Annotated in this window: 22 protein-coding genes and 1 riboswitch; of the genes, 11 read left to right on the top strand and 11 right to left on the bottom strand. The window is 74.1% G+C overall.

Annotated features, from left to right (window positions below; genetic code table 11):
- Positions 1-16 precede the first annotated feature (16 nt).
- Positions 17-844, bottom strand: coding sequence for a hypothetical protein (locus tag ACIQ9P_RS02175; protein ID WP_402348243.1), 828 nt, complete (start codon positions 842-844; stop codon positions 17-19).
- Between the two features lie 10 nt (positions 845-854).
- Positions 855-1,649, bottom strand: a complete 795-nt coding sequence (locus ACIQ9P_RS02170; RefSeq protein WP_402348240.1) for an alpha/beta hydrolase — start codon at positions 1,647-1,649, stop codon at positions 855-857.
- A 286-nt stretch (positions 1,650-1,935) separates the two neighbouring features.
- Between ACIQ9P_RS02170 and ACIQ9P_RS02165 the strand changes: the two genes are divergently transcribed.
- The 3 genes from ACIQ9P_RS02165 to ACIQ9P_RS02155 are packed head-to-tail and all read left to right on the top strand — an operon-like array spanning position 1,936 to position 4,739.
- The gene (locus ACIQ9P_RS02165; RefSeq protein ID WP_402349827.1) at positions 1,936-2,760 is read left to right on the top strand and encodes a lysophospholipid acyltransferase family protein; all 825 of its coding nucleotides are present in this window, start codon (positions 1,936-1,938) and stop codon (positions 2,758-2,760) included.
- Between the two features lie 37 nt (positions 2,761-2,797).
- The gene (gene macS, locus ACIQ9P_RS02160; RefSeq protein ID WP_402348237.1) at positions 2,798-4,015 is read left to right on the top strand and encodes a MacS family sensor histidine kinase; all 1,218 of its coding nucleotides are present in this window, start codon (positions 2,798-2,800) and stop codon (positions 4,013-4,015) included.
- Between the two features lie 25 nt (positions 4,016-4,040).
- Complete coding sequence (locus tag ACIQ9P_RS02155; protein WP_402348234.1) at positions 4,041-4,739, top strand: response regulator; 699 nt, start codon at positions 4,041-4,043, stop codon at positions 4,737-4,739.
- Between the two features lie 68 nt (positions 4,740-4,807).
- On the opposite strand, the gene ACIQ9P_RS02150 is transcribed toward ACIQ9P_RS02155, so the two are convergent.
- Positions 4,808-6,745, bottom strand: coding sequence for an anthranilate synthase family protein (locus ACIQ9P_RS02150; RefSeq protein ID WP_402348231.1), 1,938 nt, complete (start codon positions 6,743-6,745; stop codon positions 4,808-4,810).
- 310 nt (positions 6,746-7,055) lie between these two features.
- Here ACIQ9P_RS02150 and ACIQ9P_RS02145 point away from each other — a divergent pair, with 310 nt between their 5' ends.
- Positions 7,056-8,393, top strand: coding sequence for a class II 3-deoxy-7-phosphoheptulonate synthase (locus ACIQ9P_RS02145; protein WP_402348229.1), 1,338 nt, complete (start codon positions 7,056-7,058; stop codon positions 8,391-8,393).
- A 153-nt stretch (positions 8,394-8,546) separates the two neighbouring features.
- Positions 8,547-8,843, top strand: coding sequence for a bacterioferritin-associated ferredoxin (locus tag ACIQ9P_RS02140; protein WP_402348226.1), 297 nt, complete (start codon positions 8,547-8,549; stop codon positions 8,841-8,843).
- Between the two features lie 51 nt (positions 8,844-8,894).
- On the opposite strand, the gene bfr is transcribed toward ACIQ9P_RS02140, so the two are convergent.
- Positions 8,895-9,374 (bottom strand): bacterioferritin, encoded by a 480-nt coding sequence (bfr, locus tag ACIQ9P_RS02135; RefSeq protein WP_030391478.1) that lies wholly within the window; start codon positions 9,372-9,374, stop codon positions 8,895-8,897.
- A 219-nt stretch (positions 9,375-9,593) separates the two neighbouring features.
- On the opposite strand from bfr, the gene ACIQ9P_RS02130 reads away from it, so the two are divergent.
- Positions 9,594-10,223, top strand: a complete 630-nt coding sequence (locus tag ACIQ9P_RS02130) for a sulfite oxidase-like oxidoreductase (protein WP_402348222.1) — start codon at positions 9,594-9,596, stop codon at positions 10,221-10,223.
- Between the two features lie 42 nt (positions 10,224-10,265).
- Here the strand turns inward: ACIQ9P_RS02130 and pknB are convergent, their stop codons facing one another.
- The 4 genes from pknB to thiO form a co-directional block, all read right to left on the bottom strand.
- Positions 10,266-12,047 carry a Stk1 family PASTA domain-containing Ser/Thr kinase gene (gene pknB, locus ACIQ9P_RS02125; protein WP_402349824.1) on the bottom strand — a complete coding sequence of 594 codons (1,782 nt, stop codon included), beginning with the start codon at positions 12,045-12,047 and terminating at the stop codon, positions 10,266-10,268.
- Positions 12,048-12,222: 175 nt separating this feature from the next.
- Positions 12,223-13,020, bottom strand: coding sequence for a thiazole synthase (locus tag ACIQ9P_RS02120; RefSeq protein ID WP_402348219.1), 798 nt, complete (start codon positions 13,018-13,020; stop codon positions 12,223-12,225).
- A gap of 3 nt (positions 13,021-13,023) precedes the next feature.
- Entirely contained in the window at positions 13,024-13,257 is a 234-nt protein-coding gene (gene thiS / locus ACIQ9P_RS02115; protein WP_402348216.1) for a sulfur carrier protein ThiS, read from the bottom strand.
- Entirely contained in the window at positions 13,254-14,417 is a 1,164-nt protein-coding gene (gene thiO / locus ACIQ9P_RS02110; protein WP_402348213.1) for a glycine oxidase ThiO, read from the bottom strand. The genes thiS and thiO overlap by 4 nt, the downstream gene beginning before the upstream one ends.
- A riboswitch (TPP riboswitch) is annotated at positions 14,412-14,524 on the bottom strand. Its footprint overlaps the gene before it by 6 nt.
- 108 nt (positions 14,525-14,632) lie before the next feature.
- Here thiO and ACIQ9P_RS02105 point away from each other — a divergent pair.
- Genes ACIQ9P_RS02105 through thiE form a run of 3 tightly spaced genes read left to right on the top strand, consistent with a single transcriptional unit; the run spans position 14,633 to position 16,923 of the window.
- Entirely contained in the window at positions 14,633-15,862 is a 1,230-nt protein-coding gene (locus ACIQ9P_RS02105; protein WP_402348210.1) for an NAD(P)/FAD-dependent oxidoreductase, read from the top strand.
- 54 nt (positions 15,863-15,916) lie between these two features.
- The gene (locus tag ACIQ9P_RS02100) at positions 15,917-16,282 is read left to right on the top strand and encodes an Rv2175c family DNA-binding protein (RefSeq protein WP_402348207.1); all 366 of its coding nucleotides are present in this window, start codon (positions 15,917-15,919) and stop codon (positions 16,280-16,282) included.
- Positions 16,279-16,923, top strand: coding sequence for a thiamine phosphate synthase (gene thiE / locus ACIQ9P_RS02095; RefSeq protein WP_402348204.1), 645 nt, complete (start codon positions 16,279-16,281; stop codon positions 16,921-16,923). Before ACIQ9P_RS02100 ends, thiE begins: the two co-directional genes overlap by 4 nt.
- Positions 16,924-17,032: 109 nt before the next feature.
- Here thiE and ACIQ9P_RS02090 read toward each other — a convergent pair whose 3' ends face one another.
- Positions 17,033-18,139, bottom strand: a complete 1,107-nt coding sequence (locus ACIQ9P_RS02090) for a polyprenyl synthetase family protein (RefSeq protein ID WP_402348201.1) — start codon at positions 18,137-18,139, stop codon at positions 17,033-17,035.
- 219 nt (positions 18,140-18,358) lie between these two features.
- Here ACIQ9P_RS02090 and metF point away from each other — a divergent pair, with 219 nt between their 5' ends.
- Positions 18,359-19,273, top strand: a complete 915-nt coding sequence (gene metF, locus ACIQ9P_RS02085; RefSeq protein ID WP_402348198.1) for a methylenetetrahydrofolate reductase [NAD(P)H] — start codon at positions 18,359-18,361, stop codon at positions 19,271-19,273.
- 143 nt (positions 19,274-19,416) lie between these two features.
- Complete coding sequence (locus ACIQ9P_RS02080) at positions 19,417-20,388, top strand: hypothetical protein (protein ID WP_402348195.1); 972 nt, start codon at positions 19,417-19,419, stop codon at positions 20,386-20,388.
- Between the two features lie 51 nt (positions 20,389-20,439).
- Here ACIQ9P_RS02080 and ACIQ9P_RS02075 read toward each other — a convergent pair whose 3' ends face one another.
- Both ACIQ9P_RS02075 and ACIQ9P_RS02070 read right to left on the bottom strand, forming a co-directional pair.
- Positions 20,440-21,951, bottom strand: coding sequence for a phytoene desaturase family protein (locus ACIQ9P_RS02075; protein WP_402348192.1), 1,512 nt, complete (start codon positions 21,949-21,951; stop codon positions 20,440-20,442).
- 9 nt (positions 21,952-21,960) lie between these two features.
- A complete protein-coding gene (locus ACIQ9P_RS02070; protein ID WP_402348189.1) occupies positions 21,961-22,593 on the bottom strand; it encodes a DUF4126 domain-containing protein in 633 nt (210 codons plus the stop codon).
- Positions 22,594-22,890 lie beyond the last annotated feature (297 nt).

The following is a 22,890-nucleotide window of genomic DNA, read 5'->3' as shown; positions in this document are numbered from 1 at the left end:
CCGAGCGGGTCCGGGGTCAGACGACGGCGCCGCCGTGCGGGTCCTCGGGTTCGTCCTCGTCGCGGTCCTTCATCCGGACCACCAAGGTGGCGAAACCACCGAGGAAGGAGGCCACCCCGACCCAGGCCGGCCAGCCGGAGACCTCGCGCCAGACCACCGCGTCGAAGAGCAGCAGGGCGGGCCCGCCCAGCACCGCCAGCCAGGCGAACTTGGCGGTGGTGTCGGCCTCGGGCAGCGGCGGCGGCTCCGGCGGGACGAAGTGGCCCTCGTCGGTCTCCTCGGACAGCTCGAAGTCGCGCGGCCCGGCGGAGCCGGCGGCCGGCATCACCGGCCGGCCGGAGCGGGGACGGGGCTGCGGTGCCAGGTCGGAGAGGTCGCCGGGATCGCCCGGGAGCCGGTCGGCGCCGGAGGGGTCCTTGAAGCCCTTGAGCTCACCGCGGGCCCGGAGGTTCTCGACCTCGGGCCAGTTGGGGTTGTTGAGGTCCACCGGGTCGTCGAACTGGGCGACCAGCGCGGCGAAGATCTCGTCCTGCTCGGCCTGGCTGCGCTCGGGCGCGCGCCGCGTCCGGGACGGTTCGGCCGACCCGCCGCCCTCGCCCGCGACCGGGGTGTCCCCGGAGCCGGAAGCCGGTCCCGGGCCGGAAGCCGGTCCCGGGCCGGAAACCGGGCCCGATCCGGCCGTCGTGGCCTCGCCGCCCGTCGCCGGGGCCGCCGTGCCCCCGGTCGGACCCCGGCCCGTCTGCTCGCCGTCGGCCCGCCCGGCGCCCGGCCGCGCGCCGCCCGTGGTCGCACCGTCCTCGCGGGGCGCGTCGTCCTCGCCGCCCGCCGTGCTGCTCTCGTGCACTTCCGGCCCTTCAGCCTTGGTGGTGGTCGGATTTCACCGGGCTGACGCCCGCCGCGTGCGCGGGAGTCAGCCGTCGGATGAAGTCCTGGGCGGCCGCGAATATTTCCCCCGCGTCGTGGTCCAGCGTCGCGACGTGGTAGCTGCGCTGGCACAGCCGCTCCGTCACATCGGTCGAGGATATCCGGGCCAGCACCAGCTCGGAGTTGGCCGCGGAGACCACGTGGTCCTGCGGGCTGCGGAAGAGCAGCACCGGCTGGGTCACCCGGGGCAGCCGGGCCTGGACGTCCTTCCACAGCCGGGCCAGCGACCAGGCGGCGTGCAGCGGCGTGCGGTCGTAGGCCAGCTCGTCCGCGCCGGGCCGGGCGATGTCGTTGGCGACCCCGGGCACGCTCGGCAGCAGGTGCCGCAGCACCGGCAGAATGACACTCGCGGGGTTGTCCGACCGCACCGACGGGTTGACCAGCACCAGCCCGGCGATCGTCGACCCGTGCGCGGAGGCCAGCCGCAGCGCCAGCCCGCCGCCCATCGACAGCCCGACCACGAAGACCCGCTCGCACTGTCCGGCCAGCTCCAGCAGTTCGCGTTCGACCTCGGCGTACCAGTCCTCCCAGCGGGTGAGCTGCATGTCCTGCCAACGGGTGCCGTGACCCGGCAGCACCGGCAGCCCGACGGTGTACCCGGCCCGCGCCAGGTCCTCGGCCCACGGCCGCAGCGACTGCGGGGACCCGGTGAACCCGTGGCAGAGCAGGACGCCCACCGGGCCGCCCCGGTGGCGGTACGGTTCGGCGCCGGGCAGCAGCGACATGGCGGGCTCCTTCGCGGGCGAGGACGCTGGAGGGGGACGCTGGAGGTGGCGCTGGTACGAGCGGTACGCGCTGGACGTGCGGGGCCGTGCGGGCACCGGCCGGCACCGGAGGCCGCGGAATTCGCATCGTCCCACGGGCCCGCCCGCCCCGTACACCCCCGCCGGGCACCGGGCCGTCCGGCCCCCGGGACACCCCGCCGGGGCGGGGCGGGGCACGGGCGGACACCGAAGGGCATTAGGATCGACCGGTCCGCAATACAGGAGGCCCGGGTTGTTCTACCGACTGATGAAGATGATCGTCGCGCCACTGCTTCGGATCTTCTTCCGGCCGTGGATCGAGGGTGAGGAGAACATCCCCACCGAGGGTGCCGCGATCATCGCGAGCAACCACCTCTCGTTCTCGGACTCCTTCTTCTTCCCCGCGCTGATCAAGCGTCGGGTGACCTTCATCGCCAAGGCGGAGTACTTCACCACGCCGGGCATCAAGGGCCGGCTGACCGCCGCCTTCTTCAAGGGCGTCGGCCAGCTCCCGGTCGACCGCTCGGGCGTGCGCGGCGCGGGCGAGGCGGCGATCCGCTCGGCGATCGCCGTGCTGGACCGGGGCGAGCTGTTCGGCGTCTACCCGGAGGGCACCCGCTCGCCCGACGGCAAGCTCTACCGGGGCAAGGTCGGCGGCCTGGCCCGCGTCGCGCTGGCCACCGGCGCGCCGGTCATCCCGGTCGCGATGATCGACACCGAGAAGGTGCAGCCGCCCGGCCAGGTGGTCCCGAACTTCGGCATCCGTCCGGGCATCCGGATCGGCCGCCCGCTGGACTTCTCCCGCTACCACGGCATGGAGAACGACCGCTTCATCCTCCGTTCGGTGACGGACGAGGTGATGTACGAGATCATGCGGCTGTCCGGCCAGGAGTACGTGGACATCTACGCGACCGCCGCCAAGCGGCAGCTGGCCGACGACAAGAAGAAGGCCGACGCCGAGCGCAAGGCCGTGCAGAAGGCCGAGCAGGCCGCCGCCAAGGCCGAGAAGGCCGAGGCGGAGAAGCTGGAGAAGGCCGAGCAGGAGCAGCAGAAGGCCGAGCAGGAACAGCAGAAGGACAGCGGGTCGGCCTGAGACGGGGCCGACCCGGCGCCGGGGGAGGGCGACGGGGATGACGGACGGCGGCAGAGCCGGGGCGGCCGCCCCGCGTACGGTCGGCGCGGCGGTGGCGGCGGGCGGCATGTCCGTGGAACTGCCGCTCTGGCGGGCCATCTCCTCCTTCCGGGTGCTGGCCCTGTGCTACGCGCTGATCCGCTACTTCGACTCCTACCTGGAGTTCCTGCACCCCGTCGCCGGCTGGATCTACCTGGGCGCGCTGACCCTCTGGACGCTCGCCTCCACCCGGGCCTTCTCCGGTCCGCAGCGCTGCACCTGGTACGTGCTCGGCACCGATCTCACGCTCGCCGTCACCGGCATCGTGATGAGCGGCATGGTCGACGAGCCGTCCCGGATCAGCCACGGCGCGCCGACCCTGCCCACCATCTGGGCGGCCGGCACCGTGCTCGGCTTCGCCGGCCGGGGCGGCTGGCGCTGGGCGGCGGCGGCCGGTTCGGTGATCGGGGTGGCCAACGTCCTCGGCCACGGCGGCGCGACCGGCGACAACCTCCACAACATCGTGCTGCTGATGGTGGCCGGGTGCGCGATCGGCTACGTGATCGAACTGGCCCGGGCCAGTGAGGCGACGCTCACCCGGGCGCTCCAGGTCGAGGCGGCCACCCGCGAGCGGGAGCGGCTCTCCCGGGACATCCACGACGGGGTGCTGCAGGTGCTCGCGCTGGTCCAGCGCCGAGGCGCCGAGATCCCGGCCGGCGGAGGTGACCTCGCCGAGCTGGGGCGGCTGGCGGGCGAGCAGGAACGCGCCCTGCGCGCGCTGATGAGCGGCGGACCGCTGCCCGAGCAGCGCGCGCCGGAGCAGCCGCAGGACCTCCGCACCCTGCTCGCCCCCTACGCGGACGAGCGGGTGACCGTCTCGGCCCCCGGCACCCCGGTGCTGCTGCCCGGGGGGACCGCCGCCGAGCTGGCCGCCGCCGTCGGCGCCGCGGTGGACAATGTGCGCCGGCACGCCGGGTCCGGGGCACGGGCCTGGATCCTGGTCGAGGACGAGCCGGCGGCCGTCACCGTCTCGGTCCGTGACGACGGCCCCGGCTTCGCGCCCGGGCGGCTCGGCGAGGCGGAGCGGGCCGGGCGGCTCGGCGTCTCCCAGTCGATCCGGGGCCGGCTGCTGGACCTCGGCGGCACCGCGGAGCTGTACTCGGTGCCCGGGGAGGGCGTCGAGGTGGAGCTCACGGTCCCGCGTTCCGCGTCCGGCGCCCCGGCCGGCCTCCTGTGACACCTCCCGCGAAAGGGTTCCGCGCATGACCACCGATCTGTCGACCGATCAGCAGGCGGCCGCCGGCCGTCCGGTGCGGGTGATGGTGGTGGACGACCATCCGATGTGGCGCGACGCCGTCTCCCGGGACCTCGCCGAGGCCGGGCTGGACGTGGTGGCCACCGCCGGGGACGGCGAGGAGGCCGTCCGCCGGGCCCGCGCCTGCTCCCCGCAGGTGGTGGTGCTCGACCTCAACCTGCCCGGCCTGTCCGGCGCCGAGGTCTGCCGCCGGCTGGTCGGGCACGATCCGTCGGCGCGGGTCCTGGTGCTGTCCGCGAGCGGCGAGCACGCGGACGTGCTGGAGGCGGTGAAGTCGGGCGCGACCGGCTACCTGGTCAAGTCGGCCGGACGGGAGGAACTGCTGGACGCGGTGCGCCGCACCGCCGTCGGCGACGCGGTGTTCACCCCCGGTCTGGCCGGGCTGGTGCTCGGCGAGTTCCGCCGGCTGGCGGCCGAGCCGCCCGCCCCGGCCGCCCCGGTCGTCCCGCAGCTGACCGCGCGGGAGACCGAGGTGCTGCGGATGGTCGCCAAGGGGCTGTCGTACAAGCAGATCGCGGATCGGCTGGTGCTGTCCCACCGCACGGTGCAGAACCACGTCCAGAACACCCTGGGCAAGCTCCAGCTGCACAACCGGGTCGAGCTGGTCCGGTACGCCATCGAGCAGGGGCTGGACGACGCGGTGTGACGTCCGGGCGGGGTGTGCGGACACCACCCCGCCCGGACGGTGCGCGCCGCCGGCCCGGTGACGGCCGCTCAGCGCGGGACGCCGGCGACCGCCCCGCGCAGCAGCCCGGCGACGATCTCCACCCCGTCCCTGGTGAGCACCGACTCGGGGTGGAACTGCAGCCCGGCGAAGCCCGGCCCGCGCAGCGCGTGCACGTCCCCGGTCAGCGGGTCCCGGGCCACCTCGACGCCCGCGGCGGCCAGCCGGGCCGCGTCGGTGTCGGCGCAGCGCGCCGTGAAGGTGTTGTAGAAGCCGACCGTCCGCTGCTCGCCGAAGAGGTCCACGCTCTCCTGGGCGCCCTGGTACGGCACCGCCTTGCGGACCAGCGACAGCCCGAGCGCGCCGGACAGCAACTGGTGGCTGAGGCAGACGGCGAGCAGCGGGGCGGTGCGCCGGCCGGCCCGGACGGCGGCCAGCGCGTCGGTGACGATCGGGCGCAGCACCGCCATCTTGGGGTCGTCCTCGGCGGCCGGGTCGCCCGGGCCGGGACCGAGCACCAGCGCGCCGGGGTGGGCGGCGACCCGCTCGCGCAGGCCCGGCTCGTCGAACCGGGCCACGGTGACGCGGTGGCCGAGGGAGGTCAGCAGGTGGCCGAGCATCGCGGTGAAGGTGTCCTCGCCGTCGACGACGAGGGTCTCCAGTGCCTCGGTGATCGTGGCCGGCTGCTGCATCCGCAGCCAGAACGGGGCGAGGCCGGCCCGGCGGGCGTCCAGCGCGGCCTGGACGCGGTGGTTGTCGGCGAGCCGTGGGCTGTTGCGCCCGGCCGTCCGGGCGGGTGCCGGGCGGGCGCCGATCGCGGTGAGCACCCCGGCGGCCTTGGCGTGGGTCTCGGCGACCTCGCCGTCCGGGTCGGAGTGGCGGACGAGGGTGGCCCCGACCCGGACGGCGAGCCTGCCGGTGGCCGGGTCGATGTCGGCGGTGCGGATGCAGATCGGGGAGTCCAGCAGCTGCCCGCCGCTGGCCGAGCGGCCGATCAGGGCGAGCGCGCCGGAGTAGTAGCCGCGGCCGCCGCGCTCGTACCGCTTGATCACCCGGGTGGCGTTCTGCACCGGGCTGCCGGTCACGGTGGCGGCGAACATGGTCTCCTTGAGCACCTCCCGGACGTCCAGCGAGGTGCGGCCGCGCAGCTCGTACTCGGTGTGCGCGAGGTGGGACATCTCCTTGAGCCGGGGGCCGAGCACCTGGCCGCCGAGGTCGCCGACGGTGCACATCATCTTGAGTTCCTCGTCGACCACCATGGTCAGCTCCTCCAGCTCCTTGGGGTCGTGGAGGAAGGAGATCAGCGAGTCGAGGTCGGAGCCGGCGGCGGGATAGCGGTAGGTGCCGGAGATCGGGTTCATCACGACCGTCCCGCCGCTCTGCCGGACGTGCACCTCGGGGGAGGCGCCGACGAGCACCCGGTCGCCGGTGTGCACCAGGAAGGTCCAGTAGGCGCCGCGCTCCTGCTCCAGCAGCCGCCGGAAGAGGGTGAGGGCCAGCGCGGGCGAGAAGTCCTCCAGCGTCGCGGTGAAGTCGCGGCGGACGACGAAGTTGGCGCCCTCGCCGCGGCCGATCTCGTCCTCGATCACCCGGCGGACGATCGCGGCGTACTCGGCGTCGTCGATGTCGAAGCCGCCGCCGGTCAGGGCGACCGGGAGCCGCGGCAGCGCGGCCGTGACCTCGGCCAGCGGCAGCGCGTACTGCTCGGTGACCGACAGCGCCTGCAGCGGAGTGCCGTCGTCGTGCGCCTCGAAGCCGCGTTCGCGGATCTGCCGGTAGGGGACGAGGGCCAGCAGGTCGTGGACGGGGCCGTCGGCGGGGACGCCGTGGCGGACCGGCAGGTCGGCCAGCAGCTCGTGGCTGCCGACGGTGCCGAGCAGGATCTCGACGGTGTCCGGCGCGGTGCGGGGGGTGCGGCGGTGCAGCAGGGCGAAGGCCGGTGCGTCGGCGGCGGTGAGGCGGGCGAGCAGGTCGGCGGCACTGGTCACGGTGGCGGCGTTCCTTCCGGGGTGGCTTCTGCGGCGGGGTGGGGTTTCCGCTCCGGGAGGCTGCCGACCGGCTGGTGGAACGCCGACGGCCGCCCCGGGGGGCGGCCGTCGTGTGCGTCTAGGAACGCGCTGACTGTGGGCCACCCGGAGGGTCGGCCCACCACCAGGATCGGGTGTGCGGCGTGTTCACGGGACCGAGCCTAGCGGATCCCCGGACGGGCGTGAGGCCGGTCACCCGATTGTCCGCAAGGTGTCTCACCCCTCGGGCGGTGGTCACAATTCGGTTGCCGCACCCCGTAGCCTTGACCGCGTGACCGTGACGAATCCCCACACCTGGCAAACCCTGCCCGCGGCGCAGCAGCCCGAATGGCCGGACCAAGAGGCTCTGCGCAAGACCCTTGCAGACCTCGCCTCGTATCCGCCGCTCGTCTTCGCCGGCGAGTGCGACCAGCTGCGCGCCCGACTCGGTGCCGTGGCCCGGGGTGAGGCGTTCCTGCTGCAGGGCGGTGACTGCGCCGAAGCCTTCGACGGTGTCTCGGCGGAGCACATCCGCAACAAGCTGAAGACCCTGCTGCAGATGGCGGCCGTGCTCACCTACGCGGCCTCGGTGCCGGTGGTGAAGGTCGGCCGGATCGCCGGCCAGTACTCCAAGCCGCGTTCGAAGTCGACCGAGACCCGTGACGGCGTGACCCTGCCGGTCTACCGGGGCGACTCGGTGAACGGCTTCGAGTTCACCCCCGAGTCCCGGAACCCGGACCCGGAGCGGCTGAAGCGGATGTACAACGCGTCCGCCGCGACGCTCAACCTGGTGCGCGCCTTCACCACCGGTGGTTACGCGGACCTGCGCCAGGTGCACGCCTGGAACCAGGACTTCGTGCGCAACTCGCCGGCCGGTCAGCGCTACGAGCAGCTGGCCCGTGAGATCGACAACGCGCTGGCGTTCATGAACGCCTGCGGTGTCGCGCCGGAGGAGTTCCGGACGGTCGAGTTCTTCTCGTCCCACGAGGCGCTGGTCCTGGACTACGAGACCGCGCTGACCCGCGTGGACTCGCGCACCGGCGAGCTGTACGACGTGTCCGGCCACATGGTGTGGATCGGTGAGCGCACCCGTCAGCTGGACCACGCGCACATCGAGTTCGCCTCGAAGATCCGCAACCCGATCGGCGTGAAGCTCGGCCCGACCACCACGGTCGACGAGGCGCTCACCCTGATCGAGAAGCTGGACCCGGAGCGCGAGCCCGGCCGGCTCACCTTCATCACCCGGATGGGCGCGGGCAAGGTCCGCGACGCCCTGCCGACCCTGGTGGAGAAGGTCAGCGCCTCGGGCGCGCAGCCGGTCTGGATCTGCGACCCGATGCACGGCAACACCTTCGAGGCGTCCAGCGGTCACAAGACCCGCCGCTTCGACGACGTGCTCGACGAGGTCAAGGGCTTCTTCGAGGTGCACCGGGCGCTCGGCACCCACCCGGGCGGCATCCATGTGGAGCTGACCGGCGACGACGTCACCGAGTGCGTCGGCGGCGGCGACGAGGTGCTGGTCGACGACCTGCACCAGCGCTACGAGACGGCCTGCGACCCGCGGCTCAACCGCAGCCAGTCGCTGGACCTGGCATTCCTGGTCGCCGAGATGTACCGCGGCACCAGCTGAGAACGTCCCGAATGTGAGCGAAGCCTCTCCGGCCTGGGGTTTTCCCCGGCCGGAGAGGCTTTTGCGTACCCGGATCGCCGGGTAAGGTGAGGCTTAGTGAACTAAGGCAAGCCTTAGTCAAGATCCACTCGCTTCGCCCCGGGAGATTCCGCGATGTACGTGTGCATGTGCCATGCGGTCACCGAGGACCAGGTGAAGCGGGCGATCGACGCGGGGGCCGACACCCCGCGCCGGATCGCCCAGGGCTGCAAGGCCGGCACCGACTGCGGATCCTGCGTGCGGCGCATCCAGGCCCTGCTCGGCGAGCACGGCGCCCGGCCCTGCCCGACCGCCCGGCTGGCCGCCAAGCTGGGCCTGGCCGACCCGGGTGCCGACTCCGAGCCGGATCCGGCACCGGTGCCGGTGTCGGGCTCGGCGATATCGCCGGTGGCGGTACTGCGCGTCGCCTGAGCCCCGGCCCGCGGGTCACGGCGCCCGGCCCCGCTCGGGAGTCCGGCCCGGTCAGGACTCCGGCTGCTCGATCAGCTGCGCGAGGTAGAGCGCCTCCCCGAGCTTCTCCAGCAGTTCGAGCTGGGTGTCGAGGTAGTCGATGTGGTGCTCCTCGTCCTCCAGGATCGATTCGAAGATGTTCGCCGAGGTGACGTCGTTCTTGGCGCGCATCACCACGATCCCGCGCTTGAGCCGGTCGATCGCCTCGACCTCGACCTGCCGGTCGGCCTCGAACATCTCCTTGACCGTCTGGCCGATCCGGACGTGGAACAGCCGCTGGTAGTTGGGCAGCCCGTCGAGGAAGAGGATCCGGTCGGTGAGCACCTCGGCGTGCTTCATCTCGTCGAAGGACTCGTGCCGGGTGTACTTGGCGAGCTTCGTCCAGCCGAAGTTCTCCTGCATCTTGGCGTGCAGGAAGTACTGATTGATCGCGGTCAGCTCGGCGGTGAGCTGCTCGTTGAGGAACTCGATGACCTCGGTGTCGCCCTTCATGGCGCTGCCTTCCTGCTGTGCGTGCGGGACACGGCCGTTACCCTCCGGCTCCACGCGCATCCTGGCACCGGGGCGGGAGGGAATTCCAGTAAGTTCACACTCACTAGGACATGTGTCGGAATATCCGATTTGCCAGGAGCTTGAGCCGTACGAGCGGGGCGTGCGAGGTGGCAAAGGGGCGCGCGCGGCCCGCCGCCCGCCGTCTGTCACCATGGATCCATGGGTCAGTCCGAACAAGAACCGTCGTCGCCGTCTGACCCCGGGCTCCCGCCGGGCCAGCGGGTCCAACGCGGCTGGCCCGCCCTCCACTACGGACCGGTGCCCCGGTTCAAGCCCCTGACCTGGGATCTCCAGGTGTTCGGCGCGACCGCCTCGGCCGAGAAGCACAGCTGGGACTTCGAGGGCTTCGACGCCCTGCCCCGCACCACCGTCCGGGCCGACCTGCACTGCGTCACCCGCTTCTCGGTGCTCGACAGCGACTGGACCGGGGTGCCCGCCGCACTGCTGCTCGATCTGGTACCCCCGGACCGGGATGTCACGCACGTCATGGTCTGGGCCGAGTACGGCTACAGCGCCAATCTGCGGCTCGCCGACTTCGCCGCCCCCGACACCCTGCTCGCCACCCACCGCAACGGGGAGACGATCACCGCCGAGCACGGCTTCCCGGTCCGACTGGTCGTCCCCCGGCTGTACGCCTGGAAGGGGCCCAAATGGGTGCGGGCGGTCGAGTACATGCGGGCCGACCGGCGCGGCTTCTGGGAGGAGCGCGGCTACCACAACCGGGCCGACCCGTGGCGCGAGCAGCGCTACTCCCACCAGGAGGAGCCGGGCGACGGCCCGCTCCGATAGCAGCCGTCCGGTCCGGGTGCTCCGGGCGGTCCGGAAGGCGGTCTAGAAGAACGGGAAGGTGACCGTCACCACGGTGCGCTGCGGCTTGCGCTCGCCGGCCGCCGGGGACTGACCGGTCACCTTGCCGGTGCCGAACAGGTTGACCCCGCTGCTCTGCATCGCGAACCCGGCCGCCTGGAGCGCCTTCTCCGCGGCCTCCTTGCTCATCCCGGTCACGTCCGGGACCGCCACCATGCCCTTGCTGACCACCAGCGCCACCGGCGTGTTCTCCGCCACCTGCTCCCCGGCGGCGGGCGAGCTGCTGATCACCGAGCCCTCGGGCACGGTGTCGCTGAACACCGTGCTCACCGTGCCGGCCGCCAGCTGCGCCCCGGCCAGGGCCGAGGCGGCCTGCGCGGAGGTCCGGCCGGCCAGGTCCGGTACGGCGATCCGCTTCGGCCCGCGCGAGACGGTGAGCGTCACGGTGTCGCTCTTCCGGGACCGGGTGCCGACCCCGGGGTCGGCCGCGACCACCTGGCCGGCCGGGACGGACTCGCTGTACACCTCGGTGATCCGCCCGTGCATGCCGGCGGCGTCGAGGATCCGTTCCGCCTCCGCCCGGTCCTTGCCGAGCACCCCGGGCACCGTGCCGTAGACGGCGCCCGAGATCGCGTACGTCGCCCCGCCGACCAGCAGCACCAGGGCGGTGAGCACGGCCGCCCAGATCAGCGGCTTGCGCGGCAGCCGCCGCCGGGCGGACCCGGACCGGCGGGAGCGGCGCGCCCGGACCGGCGGCGGCTCGTCGTACGGTCGGGGCTCGGTGAGCAACTGGTCCATGACGTCCGGCGGCACGTCCAGCACGCTGGTGCGCTCGACCGGGGCCGCCGCGGCGAGGACCGGGGTGAGCACCGAGGTCGCCTCGCCGGTCGGGTACCGGGGGGTGGAACGGGTGGAGGCGGGCGGTTCGGCGTCCAGCTGGGCCGGAGTGAGCCCGCGGCGGACCCGCTGGAGCGCGGCGAGCAGTTCCACCGCGTCGTACGGGCGGAGGTCGCGGTCGCGGGCGCAGGCCCCGGCCACTATCGCGTCCAGCTCGGGCACCACGCCGGGCACGGTCGCGGACGGCGGCGGGACGTCCTCGTGCAGATGCCGGTACATCACCTGGACCGGGTTCTCGCCGGTGTGCGGACGGGCGCCGGTGAGCATCTCGTACAGCAGGATGCCGGCCGCGTAGACGTCCACCCGCCGGTCGGTGTCGGCGCCGGGGCGGATCTGCTCGGGTGCCAGGTAGGAGACGGTGCCGAGCACGGTCCCGCCGGTCGGGCCGGCGGAGGAGGCCGCGCCGTCGGCGGCGTTCAGCACCCGGACCAGGCCGAAGTCGGCGACCTTGACCAGGCCGTCGTCGGTGATCAGGACGTTCTCGGGCTTGACGTCGCGGTGCACCAGCCCGGCCCGGTGGGCGGCGCCGAGCGCGGCGAGCACCGGCTCCAGGATGTCCAGCGCGGCCCGGATGGAGAGCGCGCCGCGGTCGCTCAGCAGGTCGCGCAGGGTGCCGCCGGGCACGTACTCCATGGCGAGGAAGACATGGCCGTCGTCCGCGCCCTGGTCGAAGACGTTGACCACGTTGGGGTGCGCGAGCCGGGCGACGGCCTTGGCCTCGCGGATGAAGCGGGCGGTGAACGCGGCGTCCCCGGCCAGCGATGGGTGCATCACCTTGAGCGCCACGACCCGGTCGAGCCGGGTGTCGGTGCCCCGGTACACGGTGGACATCCCACCGGCGGCGATCCGCCGCTCGACCCGGTACCGGCCGTCGAGCAGGGCACCGATCAGGGGGTCGCGCAGGGCCATGTCCACCCGGCGAGTCTAGTGCCGGGCGCGGAGCGGCTCCGGGGGACACCGCCCCCGGAGCCGCTCTGTGCCCGGTTTGTGACACCGGACGGACCGACGGACGGACCCACGGACGACCGCCCCGCGCGCTCGCCTCCGGGGCCGTGCCCGGCCCCGGAGGCGAGCGGGCGAGGACTCAGAACGCGGGCCGCTCCCGGGTGTCCAGGGCCGCGCGGCCGGCCATCGCGGAGGACGCCTCGGCGTGGAAGCGGCGCGGGATCCGGCCGGCCCGGTGGGCCAGCCGTCCGGCCTCGGCGGCGTGCCGCATCGCGTCGGCCATCAGCACCGGGTCCTGGGCCCGGGTGACGGCGGAGGCCAGCATCACCGCGGCGCAGCCCAGCTCCATCGCCAGCGCGACGTCCGAGGCGGTGCCGGCACCGGCGTCCAGGATCACCGGGACCCCGGCGCCCTCCACGATCAGCTGGAAGTTGTGCGGGTTGCGGATGCCCAGGCCGGAGCCGATCGGCGAGCCCAGCGGCATGACCGCCGCGCAGCCGACGTCCTCCAGCTTGCGGGCCAGCACCGGGTCGTCGTTGGTGTACGGCAGCACCGTGAAGCCGTCGTCGACCAGGGTCTCGGCGGCGTCCAGCAGCTCGATCGGGTCCGGCAGCAGGGTCCGCTCGTCGGCGATCACCTCCAGCTTCACCCAGTCGGTGCCGAGCGCCTCGCGGGCCAGCCGGGCGGTCAGCACGGCCTCGCCGGCGGTGAAGCAGCCCGCCGTGTTGGGCAGGACGCGGATGCCGTTGCGGGTCAGGACGTCGAGCACCGAGCCCTGGGTGCCGGCGTCGACCCGGCGCATCGCCACCGTGGTCAGCTGGGTGCCGGACACCTGGAGGGCCTGCTCCAGCACCTCCAGGCTGGGGGCGCCGCCGGTGCCCATGATCAGCCGGGAGGAGAAGGACGTCCCGGCGATGGTGAGAAGGTCGTCGGCCATCGGTCAGCCCCCCTGGACGGCGGTGAGGATTTCGATCCGGTCACCCGCGGACAGCGCGGTGAGCGGCCACCGGGTGCGCGGCACCACGGTCTCGTTGAGGGCGGCGGCGACCCCGGAGTGGGCCTCGCTGAGGGTGGCGACCACCTCGGCCAGGGTGGTCGAGGCGGGCACCTCGCGCGGCTCGCCGTTGACGCTCAGCCGGACGTGGGGAGGGGTGTCGCTGCTGCGGGGGCTCATGCCGGGACCTTCGTGAATCGGTGGGGGGAGAACGGGCGGGCGAGCTCCGGCACGTCGCCGGTGGCCAGGTACTCGGCGAGGAGGTCGCCGGTGACGGGCGTCAGCAGCACGCCGTTGCGGTAGTGGCCGGTCGCGGCGACCAGGCCGGGCAGGGCGGTCGGGCCGAGCAGCGGCGCGTTGTCCGGTGAGCCGGGCCGCAGCCCGGCGCCGGTCTCCACCAGCGGCAGCTCGGTGAGGCCGGGCACCAGCTCGTGCGCGTCGCGCAGCAGCTCGTAGACCCCGCCGGCGGTGACCGTGGTGTCGTGGCCCTGCTCCTCGGTGGTCGCGCCGATCACCAGCTCGCCGTCGGCGCGCGGCACCAGGTAGATGTGGCCGCCGCGGACGACGGCGCGGACGTTGCGGGACAGGAACGGCCGGTAGGCCGGCGGCACCCGCAGCCGCAGCACCTGGCCCTTGACCGGGCGGATCGCGGGCAGCACACCGGGGGGCAGGCCGGGCAGCAGGTGGCTGCGCGAGCCGGCCGCGAGCACCACCCGCCCGGCGGCGAGCACCGTGCCGTCGGCGAGCCGGACGCCGGTCGCCCGGTCGCCCTCGACCAGCAGCTCGGCGGCCTCGGCGCGGCGCAGCAGCACACCGGCCCGTTCGCAGGCCCGGACCAGGGCGGCGGCCAGCCGACGGCCGTCCACCTGGTGGTCGTCGGTGACGTGCAGTCCGCCGCGCACACCGGGGGCGAGCATCGGTTCCAGCCGGCGGGCCTCGCGGCCGGTGAGCCACTGCGAGTCCAGGCCGAGCCGCCGGTGGAAGGCGTGCAGTTCGCGCAGTTCCTCGCGGTCGTCGGAGTCCAGCGCGACGGCGAGGGTGCCACACTGCCGGTAGCCGGTGTCCAGACCGCCGCTCGCCTCGGTGAGTTCGGCGGCGAAGTCCGCCCAGCGCGCGTTGGAGGCCGTGCCGAGGCGGAGCAGGGGTTCCTCGCCGTACTGGAGTTCGGTGACCGGGGCGAGCATGCCGGCCGCGACCTGTGCGGCGCCGCCGCCGGGGGCCGGGTCGAGCACGGTGACCCCGAGGCCCCGCCGGGCCGCCCGCCAGGCGACCACGAGCCCGATGATCCCGCCGCCGACCACCAGCACCTCGGCGCGGTCGTCCGGTGCCAAGCGTGTCAAAGTCGCTGCTCTCCCTTCGCCGGTATGACCCGGATCAGGTTCGGACGGTCGCGGGCCGTGCCAGCCCGCCTCTCAGCCCGGTCCGCCGGGCTCCCGTGATGGTGCTCCCACCTTAACTCCGGGGGGTCCGGCCGCTGAAGGTGCCCGCACAGGGCCCCCGTGAGCGGCGGACCTACGTCCGAGGACCTGCGACCGGCCTCAGTACAGTGACGGACGTGGCTGAGCTGAGCGGGACGGGACGGACGGACCGGGTGGTCGTGGCGGGCGCGGGGCTGGCCGGGGCGCAGTGCGCCGCGGTGCTGCGGCGGGACGGCTGGGAGGGGCGGATCACGCTGGTCGGCGAGGAGCGGCACCCGCCCTACGACCGGCCGCCGCTCTCCAAGGACGTCCTGCTCGGCAGGAGCGACAGCACCTCCCTCGACCTCGACTTCGACCGGCTCGACGTCGAGCTGCTCACCGGCCGCCGCGCCACCGGGCTCACCCCCGACGGCGGCCCCGGACCGGCCGGCACCCTGCACACCGACGCCGGGGACGTCCGGTACGACGCGCTGGTGATCGCCACCGGCTCCCAACCGCGGGTCCTGCCCGGCGCCGAGCGGGCCCACCTGCTGCACACCCTGGACGACGCGCTGGCGCTGCGCGCCCTGCTCCGGCCCGGCCTGCGCCTGGTGCTGGTCGGCGCGGGCTGGATCGGCGCCGAGGTGGCCACCGCCGCCCGGGCGGCCGGCTGCGAGGTGACCGTGGTCGAGGCCGGCCCGGCGCCCGTCCCCGGCGCGCTGCCCACCGAGATCGGCCGGGCGATGGCCGCTTGGTACGCCGAGGCCGGGACCGTGCTGCGCTGCGGCACCGGCGTGGCCGCCGTCGAACCGGGCGCGGTGCTGCTCGCCGACGGCTCGCGGCTGCCCGCGGACGAGGTCGTGGTCGGCGTCGGCGCCCGCCCGGCCACCGGCTGGCTGGCCGGCACCGGCGTCGCGCTGGACGCGGCCGGCGCCGTCCTGGTGGACGGGCGGCTGCGTACCACCGTGCCGGGCGTCCTCGCGGCCGGCGACTGCGTCGGCTACCCCTCGGCCCGCTCCGGCACCCGGCTGACCGTCCAGCACTGGGACCACGCGCTGCAGTCCGGCGAGGCCGCCGCCGCCACCCTGCTCGGGACGGACGCGCCGCCGTACGACCCGGTGCAGTACTTCTGGTCGGAGCAGTTCGGGCGGATGGTGCAGTACGCCGGACGGCACGGCGCGGACGACGAACCGCTGTGGCGCGGCTCACCCGCCGACGCCGACTGGTCGGTGCTGTGGCTGCGCGACGGCGTCCTGCGGGCGCTGCTCACGGTGGACCGGCCGCGCGACCTCACCCAGGGCCGGCGGCTGGTCGAACGCGCCGCCGTACTGGACCCGGCCCGGGCGGCCGACCCGGCCGTCCCGCTGAAGTCGGCGCTCGCCGGATAGCCGCCGGAGGGCCGAGTGGTGCGCGGGGGGCCGCGGAGGTGGCAGTCTGGTGGGGTGAGTGAGATCGAAGCCAAGATTGAATCCCTGGTCCCCGCGTGGGTCTACCTGCCCGACATCTCCGAGCGGTGGGGTGTGGTGGTCACCGAGATCCGCAACATGGTCAAGAAGGGTGAGCTGATCGCCGTCCGCCGCGGCCCCAACAAGTCGCTGCAGGTCCCGGCGGCGTTCATCGACGAGACCGGCCCGGTGAAGCACCTGATCGGCACGGTGACGGTGCTGCGCGACAGCGGCTTCAAGGACGACGAGATCCTGGTGTGGATGTTCACCGAGGACCCGTCGCTGCCCGGCACCCCGATGCAGGCGCTGTGCGAGAACCGGGCCACCGAGGTGAAGCGGCGCGCCCAGGCGATGGCGTGGTGACCGACCGGCGCGGACAGCTCGCCGACGCCCGGCTCTACCTGTGCACCGACGCCCGGCGCGAGCGGGGCGACCTGGCCGAGTTCCTGGACGCCGCGCTGGCCGGCGGAGTGGACATCGTCCAGCTCCGGGACAAGGGCCTGGAGGCCAAGCAGGAGCTGGCCGCGCTGGAGGTCCTCGCCGACGCCTGCCGTCGGCACGGCAAGCTGCTCGCGGTCAACGACCGGGCCGATGTCGCGCACGCGGCCGGCCCGGACGTGCTGCACCTCGGGCAGGACGACCTGCCGGTGCCGGCCGCCCGGGCGATCCTCGGCGAGGACGTGCTGATCGGACGCTCCTGCCACGCCGAGTCGGAGGTGGACGCGGCGGCCGTCGAGCCCGGCGTCGACTACTTCTGCACCGGTCCGGTCTGGCCGACCCCGACCAAGCCGGGCCGCTACGCGCCGGGCCTCGGCCTGGTCGAGTACGCGGCGAAGCTGTCCACCGGGCGGCCCTGGTTCGCCATCGGCGGCATCGACCTCGGCAACCTGGACCAGGTGCTGGCCGCCGGGGCCCGCCGGGTGGTGGTCGTCCGGGCCGTCACCGCGGCCGAGGACCCGGGTGCGGCCGCCGCCGAGTTCGCCCGGCGGCTGCGCGCCGTCTGACCCCGGGGCCGCCGGGCCTCCCCGGGCTCCCGGCGGGCCCTGCGGGGTCGTCGTCCGTCCGGCCCCGTAGGTGCGTCCCAGTACGTGCGTGTCAGTACGTGGGTCCGGCTCAGTACTTGCGGACGGTGGCGGCCTCGGCCAGCGCCAGCAGCGCCGTCCGGGCACGCCCGTCCGCCAGCGGGGCCTCCTCCAGTGCCCCCAGCGACTGGCGCAGCAACTCGTCGATCCGCCGCTCCACCCGCTCCGGCGCCCCGCTGCGGGCCACCAGCTCGCGCAGCCCGGTGACCTCGGCGGGCGTCAGGTCGGGTGCGCCCAGCCGCTCGTCCAGCCGGCGCGCGTCGGCGGCCGGCAGCCCCCGCATGGCGTGCGCGACCAGCAGCGTCCGCTTGCCCTCGCGCAGGTCGTCGCCGGCCGGCTTGCCGGTGACCGCCGGGTCGCCGAACACACCGAGCAGGTCGTCCCGGAGCTGGAACGCCTCGCCCAGCGGCAGGCCGAACGCCCCGTACGCCTCCACCAGCCGGGGCTCCGCGCCCGCGAGCAGCGCGCCGACCTGGAGCGGCCGCTCGATCGTGTACTTGGCCGATTTGTAGTGCAGGACGGTCTGCGCCCGCTCCAGCGCGCCACCGTCGGAGGAGTCCCCGGCGACCGGCTCCAGCACGTCCAGGTACTGGCCGACCATGACCTCGGTGCGCATCAGGTCGAACATCGGCTTGGCCGCCAGCACCGCCGCCGGGTCCAGACCGGAGTTCAGGAACAGCTCGTCGCACCAGATCAGCAGCAGGTCGCCGAGCAGCACCGCGGCCGAGGCGCCGTACTGCTCGCGGTCGCCGCGCCACCCCCGGTCCCGGTGCAGCGCCTCGAACCGGCGGTGCACCGAGGGCAGGCCGCGCCGGGTGTCGCTGCGGTCCATGAGGTCGTCGTGGACCAGCGCGCTGGCCTGGAGCAGCTCCAGCGCCGCCGCCGCCCGGGTGATCCCCTCGCCCCGCGCCGGGCCGCCGGCGCCGCGCCAGCCCCAGTAGCAGAAGGCCGGGCGGAGCCGCTTGCCGCCGTCCAGCAGGAAGTCGCGCAGCGCGTCGGTGACCGGGTCCAGCTGCGGGGAGACCTTGCCGAGCAGGGCCGACTGGCCGTCCATGAAGCCGACGAGGGCGGCGTTGACGCGCTCGCGCACGTCCTCCATGTCAATGGGGTTGGCCGGCCGCGGGCTGGACGAGGTCACGATGGGGCTCCGGAGGTAGCTGTGGTGCAGCAAGGGTATCCGGGGCGGAGGAGAACAACCGTACGGGCGAGTTCCGGCCGGACGGGTGAAGCGGCGTTCATCCGTCCGTCGCGCCCGCCCCCCGCACCGGCCCGCCGGGGTTCGCCCCAGGTCCATCCACTGTCTCAAAAGATGGACCGGAGTTGTCCGCGCCCTTCCGCCGACGGCTAACCTGCCACCATGGCACTCGGTATCGCTTCGACCAGACCGGACCGCGCACAGACCGTCCGCGACCTGCTGGCGGCCGGAAAGCGGTCCTTCTCCTTCGAGTTCATGCCGCCGCGCACCGAGGTCGGCGAGCAGAAGCTCTGGGACGCCATCCGGCGGCTCGAACCGCTCGACCCCAACTTCGTCTGCATGACCTACGGCGCCGGCGGTTCCTCGCGGGAGCGCACGGTCAACATGGTCGGCCGGATCGCCACCGAGACCACGCTCACCCCGGTCGCCCACCTGACCGCCGTGGACCACTCGGTCGCGGAACTGCGCAACATCATCGGCCAGTACGCCGACCAGGGAGTCCGGAACGTGCTCGCGGTCCGCGGCGACCCGCCCGGCGACCCGATGGGCGAATGGGTCAGCCACCCCGAGGGCGTCACCTACGCCTACGAGCTGGTCGAGCTGATCAAGGGCATCGGCGACTTCTGCGTCGGCGTGGCGGCCTCGCCCAACATGCACCCGCGGTCGACCGACTGGGACGAGGACATCCGGCACTTCGTGGCCAAGATCCGGTCCGGCGCCGACTACGCCATCACCCAGATGTTCTTCGAGGTCGACGACTACCTGCGGCTGCGCGACCGGGTGACGGCCGCCGGCTGCGAGACGCCGATCATCCCGGAGATCATGCCGGTCACCAACGCCCGGCAGCTGGAGCGCTTCCCCCAGCTGAGCGGCGCGCCCTTCCCGCCCGAGCTGGAGGCCGGACTGCGCGCGGTCATCGACGACCCGGTGGCCCTGCGCGAGGTCGGCATGGAGCACGCCACCGCGATGTCCGAGCGGCTGCTCGCCGAGGGTGCCCCGGGCCTGCACTTCATCACCCTGAACCACTCGACCGCGACCCTGGAGATCTACCAGAACCTCGGTCTGCACCAGCGCTGAACTGCCCGCTTCCCAGCCCTCGGGGCGCCCTTCCCGGTACGCCCGACGGGTGGGAACGCGATGCGGTACCCGGGCCGTTGAACGGGTACAGTCGCCGCACACGCGCGGCGGGCGCGGGCACGCGACTGGAGGTAGCGGGCGGGATGGGGATCGGATACCTGCTGCTGTACGCCGCGTTGGCGGTGGTGGCGCTCTGGCTGGTCGCCGAGCTGCTGTTCCAGAACCGGGCCCCGCTGCACTGGCGCGCCCTGGCCCTGGTCGGCTTCCTCGCGGTGGCCGGCGGCATGGCGATGGGCTCGGTCCCGGTGATCGGCGGGGGCGCCGCGATGTTCGCGGTCGGCCAGACCTTCGTCACGCTCTCGGTGAAGCGCGGGTACGGCAACGGATGGTCGCTGCGCCGCGCGGACGGGAGCCTGCCCGGGCCGCTCGCCAAGGTGCCGCTGCTCGGCGCGCTCACGGGAGGCGGCGCGGTCGCCGCCGCGGCCGTGGTCACGGCGCCGCGGGTCGGCGAGGTCGGCGCGGTCGAGGAGGCCGGGCGGGCCGCGGACAGCGCGCCCCGCCCGCCGGAGGAGACCCCCGTCGAGCAGACCGCCGCCTTCGAGATGCAGGAGCTGGCCACCGACGGGGTGTACGCCGCCGCCTACTACGAGCAGCAGCGGACCGAGGTGCTGCACGCGGTCGAGAACGTCCAGGCGGTGCCCCAGCAGGACGCCTACGCCGAGGCGTACCAGGCCGGCTACGACCCGGCGCAGCAGCTCCAGCAGCAGGCCGGCCAGTACGGCTACGACCAGCAGCAACAGCAGCAGTGGCAGGCCCAGCAGCAGCCGGTGTTCGGCTACGACCAGGGCTATGGCGGCTACCAGCAGCACGACCCGTACGCCGGCTACCAGCAACAGCCGGACCCCTACGCGGCCTACCAGCAGCAGGCCCAGCCGCACGAGCAGCAGCACGACCCGGCGCAGCAGCACACCGGTCAGTACGGCTACGACCAGCAGCAACAGTGGCAGGCCCAGCAGCAGCCGGACCAGCAGCACACCGCCGGCATCCCCCAGCAGCCGCAGTACGACCAGTACGGCTACGAGCAGCGGCCCACCTGGCAGCAGCACCAGGGCTGACCCGGCGGGCCCGCGGTCGGGGCGTGGGGCGGGCGGCGCGACGGGCGCGGCTCAGGCCGGGCCGATGAGGTTCGCCACGATGCACGCGGACATGCCGACCCGGGCCAGCCCGCCGCCCGGGTGGGCGGCGCCGCCGGTGAGGTAGAGGCCCGGACGGTCCTCGTTCGGGGCCTGCAGGAGGTCGCCGTCGAGGCCCGCGAGGGCGGGCGGCGGCACGGAGCCGAAGAACGAGCCGGTCTCGCGCTCGGTGTGCTCGGGCGTGCGGACCACCCGCCAGAGCATCCGCTCGCGCAGTCCCAGGCCGGCCGCGTCGACGTGGTCGAGCATCCGGTCGGCGAAGGCTTCCGGGACGCCGGGCACACCCCAGTCCAGGTCCAGCGACGGGGTGGTCGCGGTCAGCACCACGGCCTCGTGCCCCGCCGGGTGCAACGAGGGGTCGTCCGGCCGCAGCACCTGGACGGTCGGCCGGCCGTCCAGCGGCAACGCCGGATCGAACACCCCCGCCAGCTCGGCGGCCGGGTCGGCGGCGTGCACGACCGTGCGGTGCGGGGCGCCCGCCGGGCGTTCGCCGCGCAGCGCCAGCAGCACCGCGACCCGTCCGGGGACGCCGTGCAGCCGGGACGCCGAGGCGGGCCACTCGTCCGAGCTCTCGGCCGGGCCCATCCACTGGGTGTGCAGCACCCGCGCGTCGATCGAGGAGACCACCAGGTCGGCGTCGATCCGGTCGCCCTTGGTCTGCACCCCGGTCACCCGGCCGTCCTCGACCACCACCCGGGCCACCGGCGTCCCGAACCGGAACTCGACCTTGCGCTGCTCGCAGCGGCGGAAGAAGGCGTCGGCCAGGGCACGCAGGCCGCCCTCGACGTACCAGACGCCGAAGGACTGCTCCATGTACGGGAGCACCGTGGCCCCGGCGGGCGCGGTGCGCGGGTCGAGGCCGAACCGCAGCGCGTGCTCGTGCAGCAGGGCGGTCAGCCCGGGATGCCCGCCGAGCTCCTCCGCCGCGACGTCGGCGAGCGTCCACCGGCGCGGGGCCCGGCGCCGGCCGAACAGGCCGCGCCGGACCGGGGCCGCGCCCGGCACCGGGTACGGGTCGGTGTGCAGGGCCGTGGGGTCGGCCGGCAGCGGTTCCTCCAGCAGCGGGCGGCGGGTGGCCTCCCAGACCGTGCGGCCGTGGTTGAGCACGGCGGCCCACCGTTCCCCGGAGCCGGGACCGAACGCCTCGTCCAGGGCCTGGACCACCCCGCCCCGGGAGGCGTTGGGGAGGGACACCGCCGTGCCGTCGGGGAACAGGTGCCGGCTCTCCGGATCGACCGGGCGCAGCCGCACCAGTTCCTCCAGCGGCTCCCGCCCGGTCTTCAGCGCGAGGTCGCGGTAGACGGCGGGGAGGGTGAGCAGGCCGGGGCCGGTGTCGAAGGCGAAACCGTCCCGCTCGTAACGGCCGACCATGCCGCCGTAGGTGTCGCGTGCCTCGCAGACCGTCACCTTGTGCCCGAGGGTCGCCAGCCGCGAGGCCACCGCGAGTCCGCTCATTCCTGCGCCGATGATGACGATCCGTGCCATGCCCCGATCCTAGATCCGGTACCGGGTCGCCTCCGCCACGGGGGAGGCGACGGCGCGGGCGGCGCGGCGTTCGCGGCGACGGGCGCGGAAGGCGCGGATCCGGTTGATCGCGAACCACACCAGCAGGATGCCGACCAGCAGCAGTACGGCGGAGATCGAGGCGGCCAGCCACGGGTGGAAGATCGCCAGGGTGACGAGTCCGGCCACCGAGACGTCCTCGGCCAGTGAGACCACGATGTTGCTGGCCGGCTCGGGCGAGGTGTTCACCGCCATCCGCAGCGAAGCCTTCACCAGATGGCTGACCAGCGCCGTGGTGCCGCCCATCGCGCCCGCCGCGACCTCGCCCAGCGAACCCGGGTCGGTGGTGGCGGCGGCGATCAGCGCGCCGACGGTGGCGCCGGCGATCGGGCGGATCACGGTGTGGACGGCGTCCCAGACGGTGTCCACGTACGGGATCTTGTCGGCCACCGCCTCCAGCAGGAAGAGCACGGCGGCGGCGATCAGCACATCGGTGCGCTCCAGGGCCGGCGGCACCGAGTCGGCTCCGCCGAACCGGCCCAGCAGGCCGAGCAGCAGGACCACCGCGTACGCGTTGATCCCGCTCGCCAGTCCGCTGGTGAAGATCAGCGGGACGATCGTCATCGGTTCCCCGTCCGTTTCCTGTTCCTGCTCGCGATCCGGTCCGGTGTTCGGTCCGCTCTCGCCGTACCGTACCCGGACGCCGTCGGCGGAGCCCGCGGTTCCCGCCCCGACCGTCTGAGTACGGATACTCAGATCCCCGATTGAGTACTTGCGCGGATGGCCCCCGACCTGCGAAGACGCCACAGTGGTGGCTACCGGGACGGCGGCGCGTCGGGCGCCTGCGCCCCGAGGGGCGGACGATCGGCGTCCGGCGGTCACGGGGGACCGGCGGAAGCGCGTGGAGGGGGTGTCCGCCCG

The sequence above is a fragment of the Kitasatospora sp. NPDC094019 genome (genome assembly GCF_044764505.1).
GTDB lineage: Bacteria > Actinomycetota > Actinomycetes > Streptomycetales > Streptomycetaceae > Kitasatospora.
The sequence above is the reverse complement of the archived record's forward strand: the minus strand, read 5'-3'. Positions and strand labels throughout refer to the sequence as shown.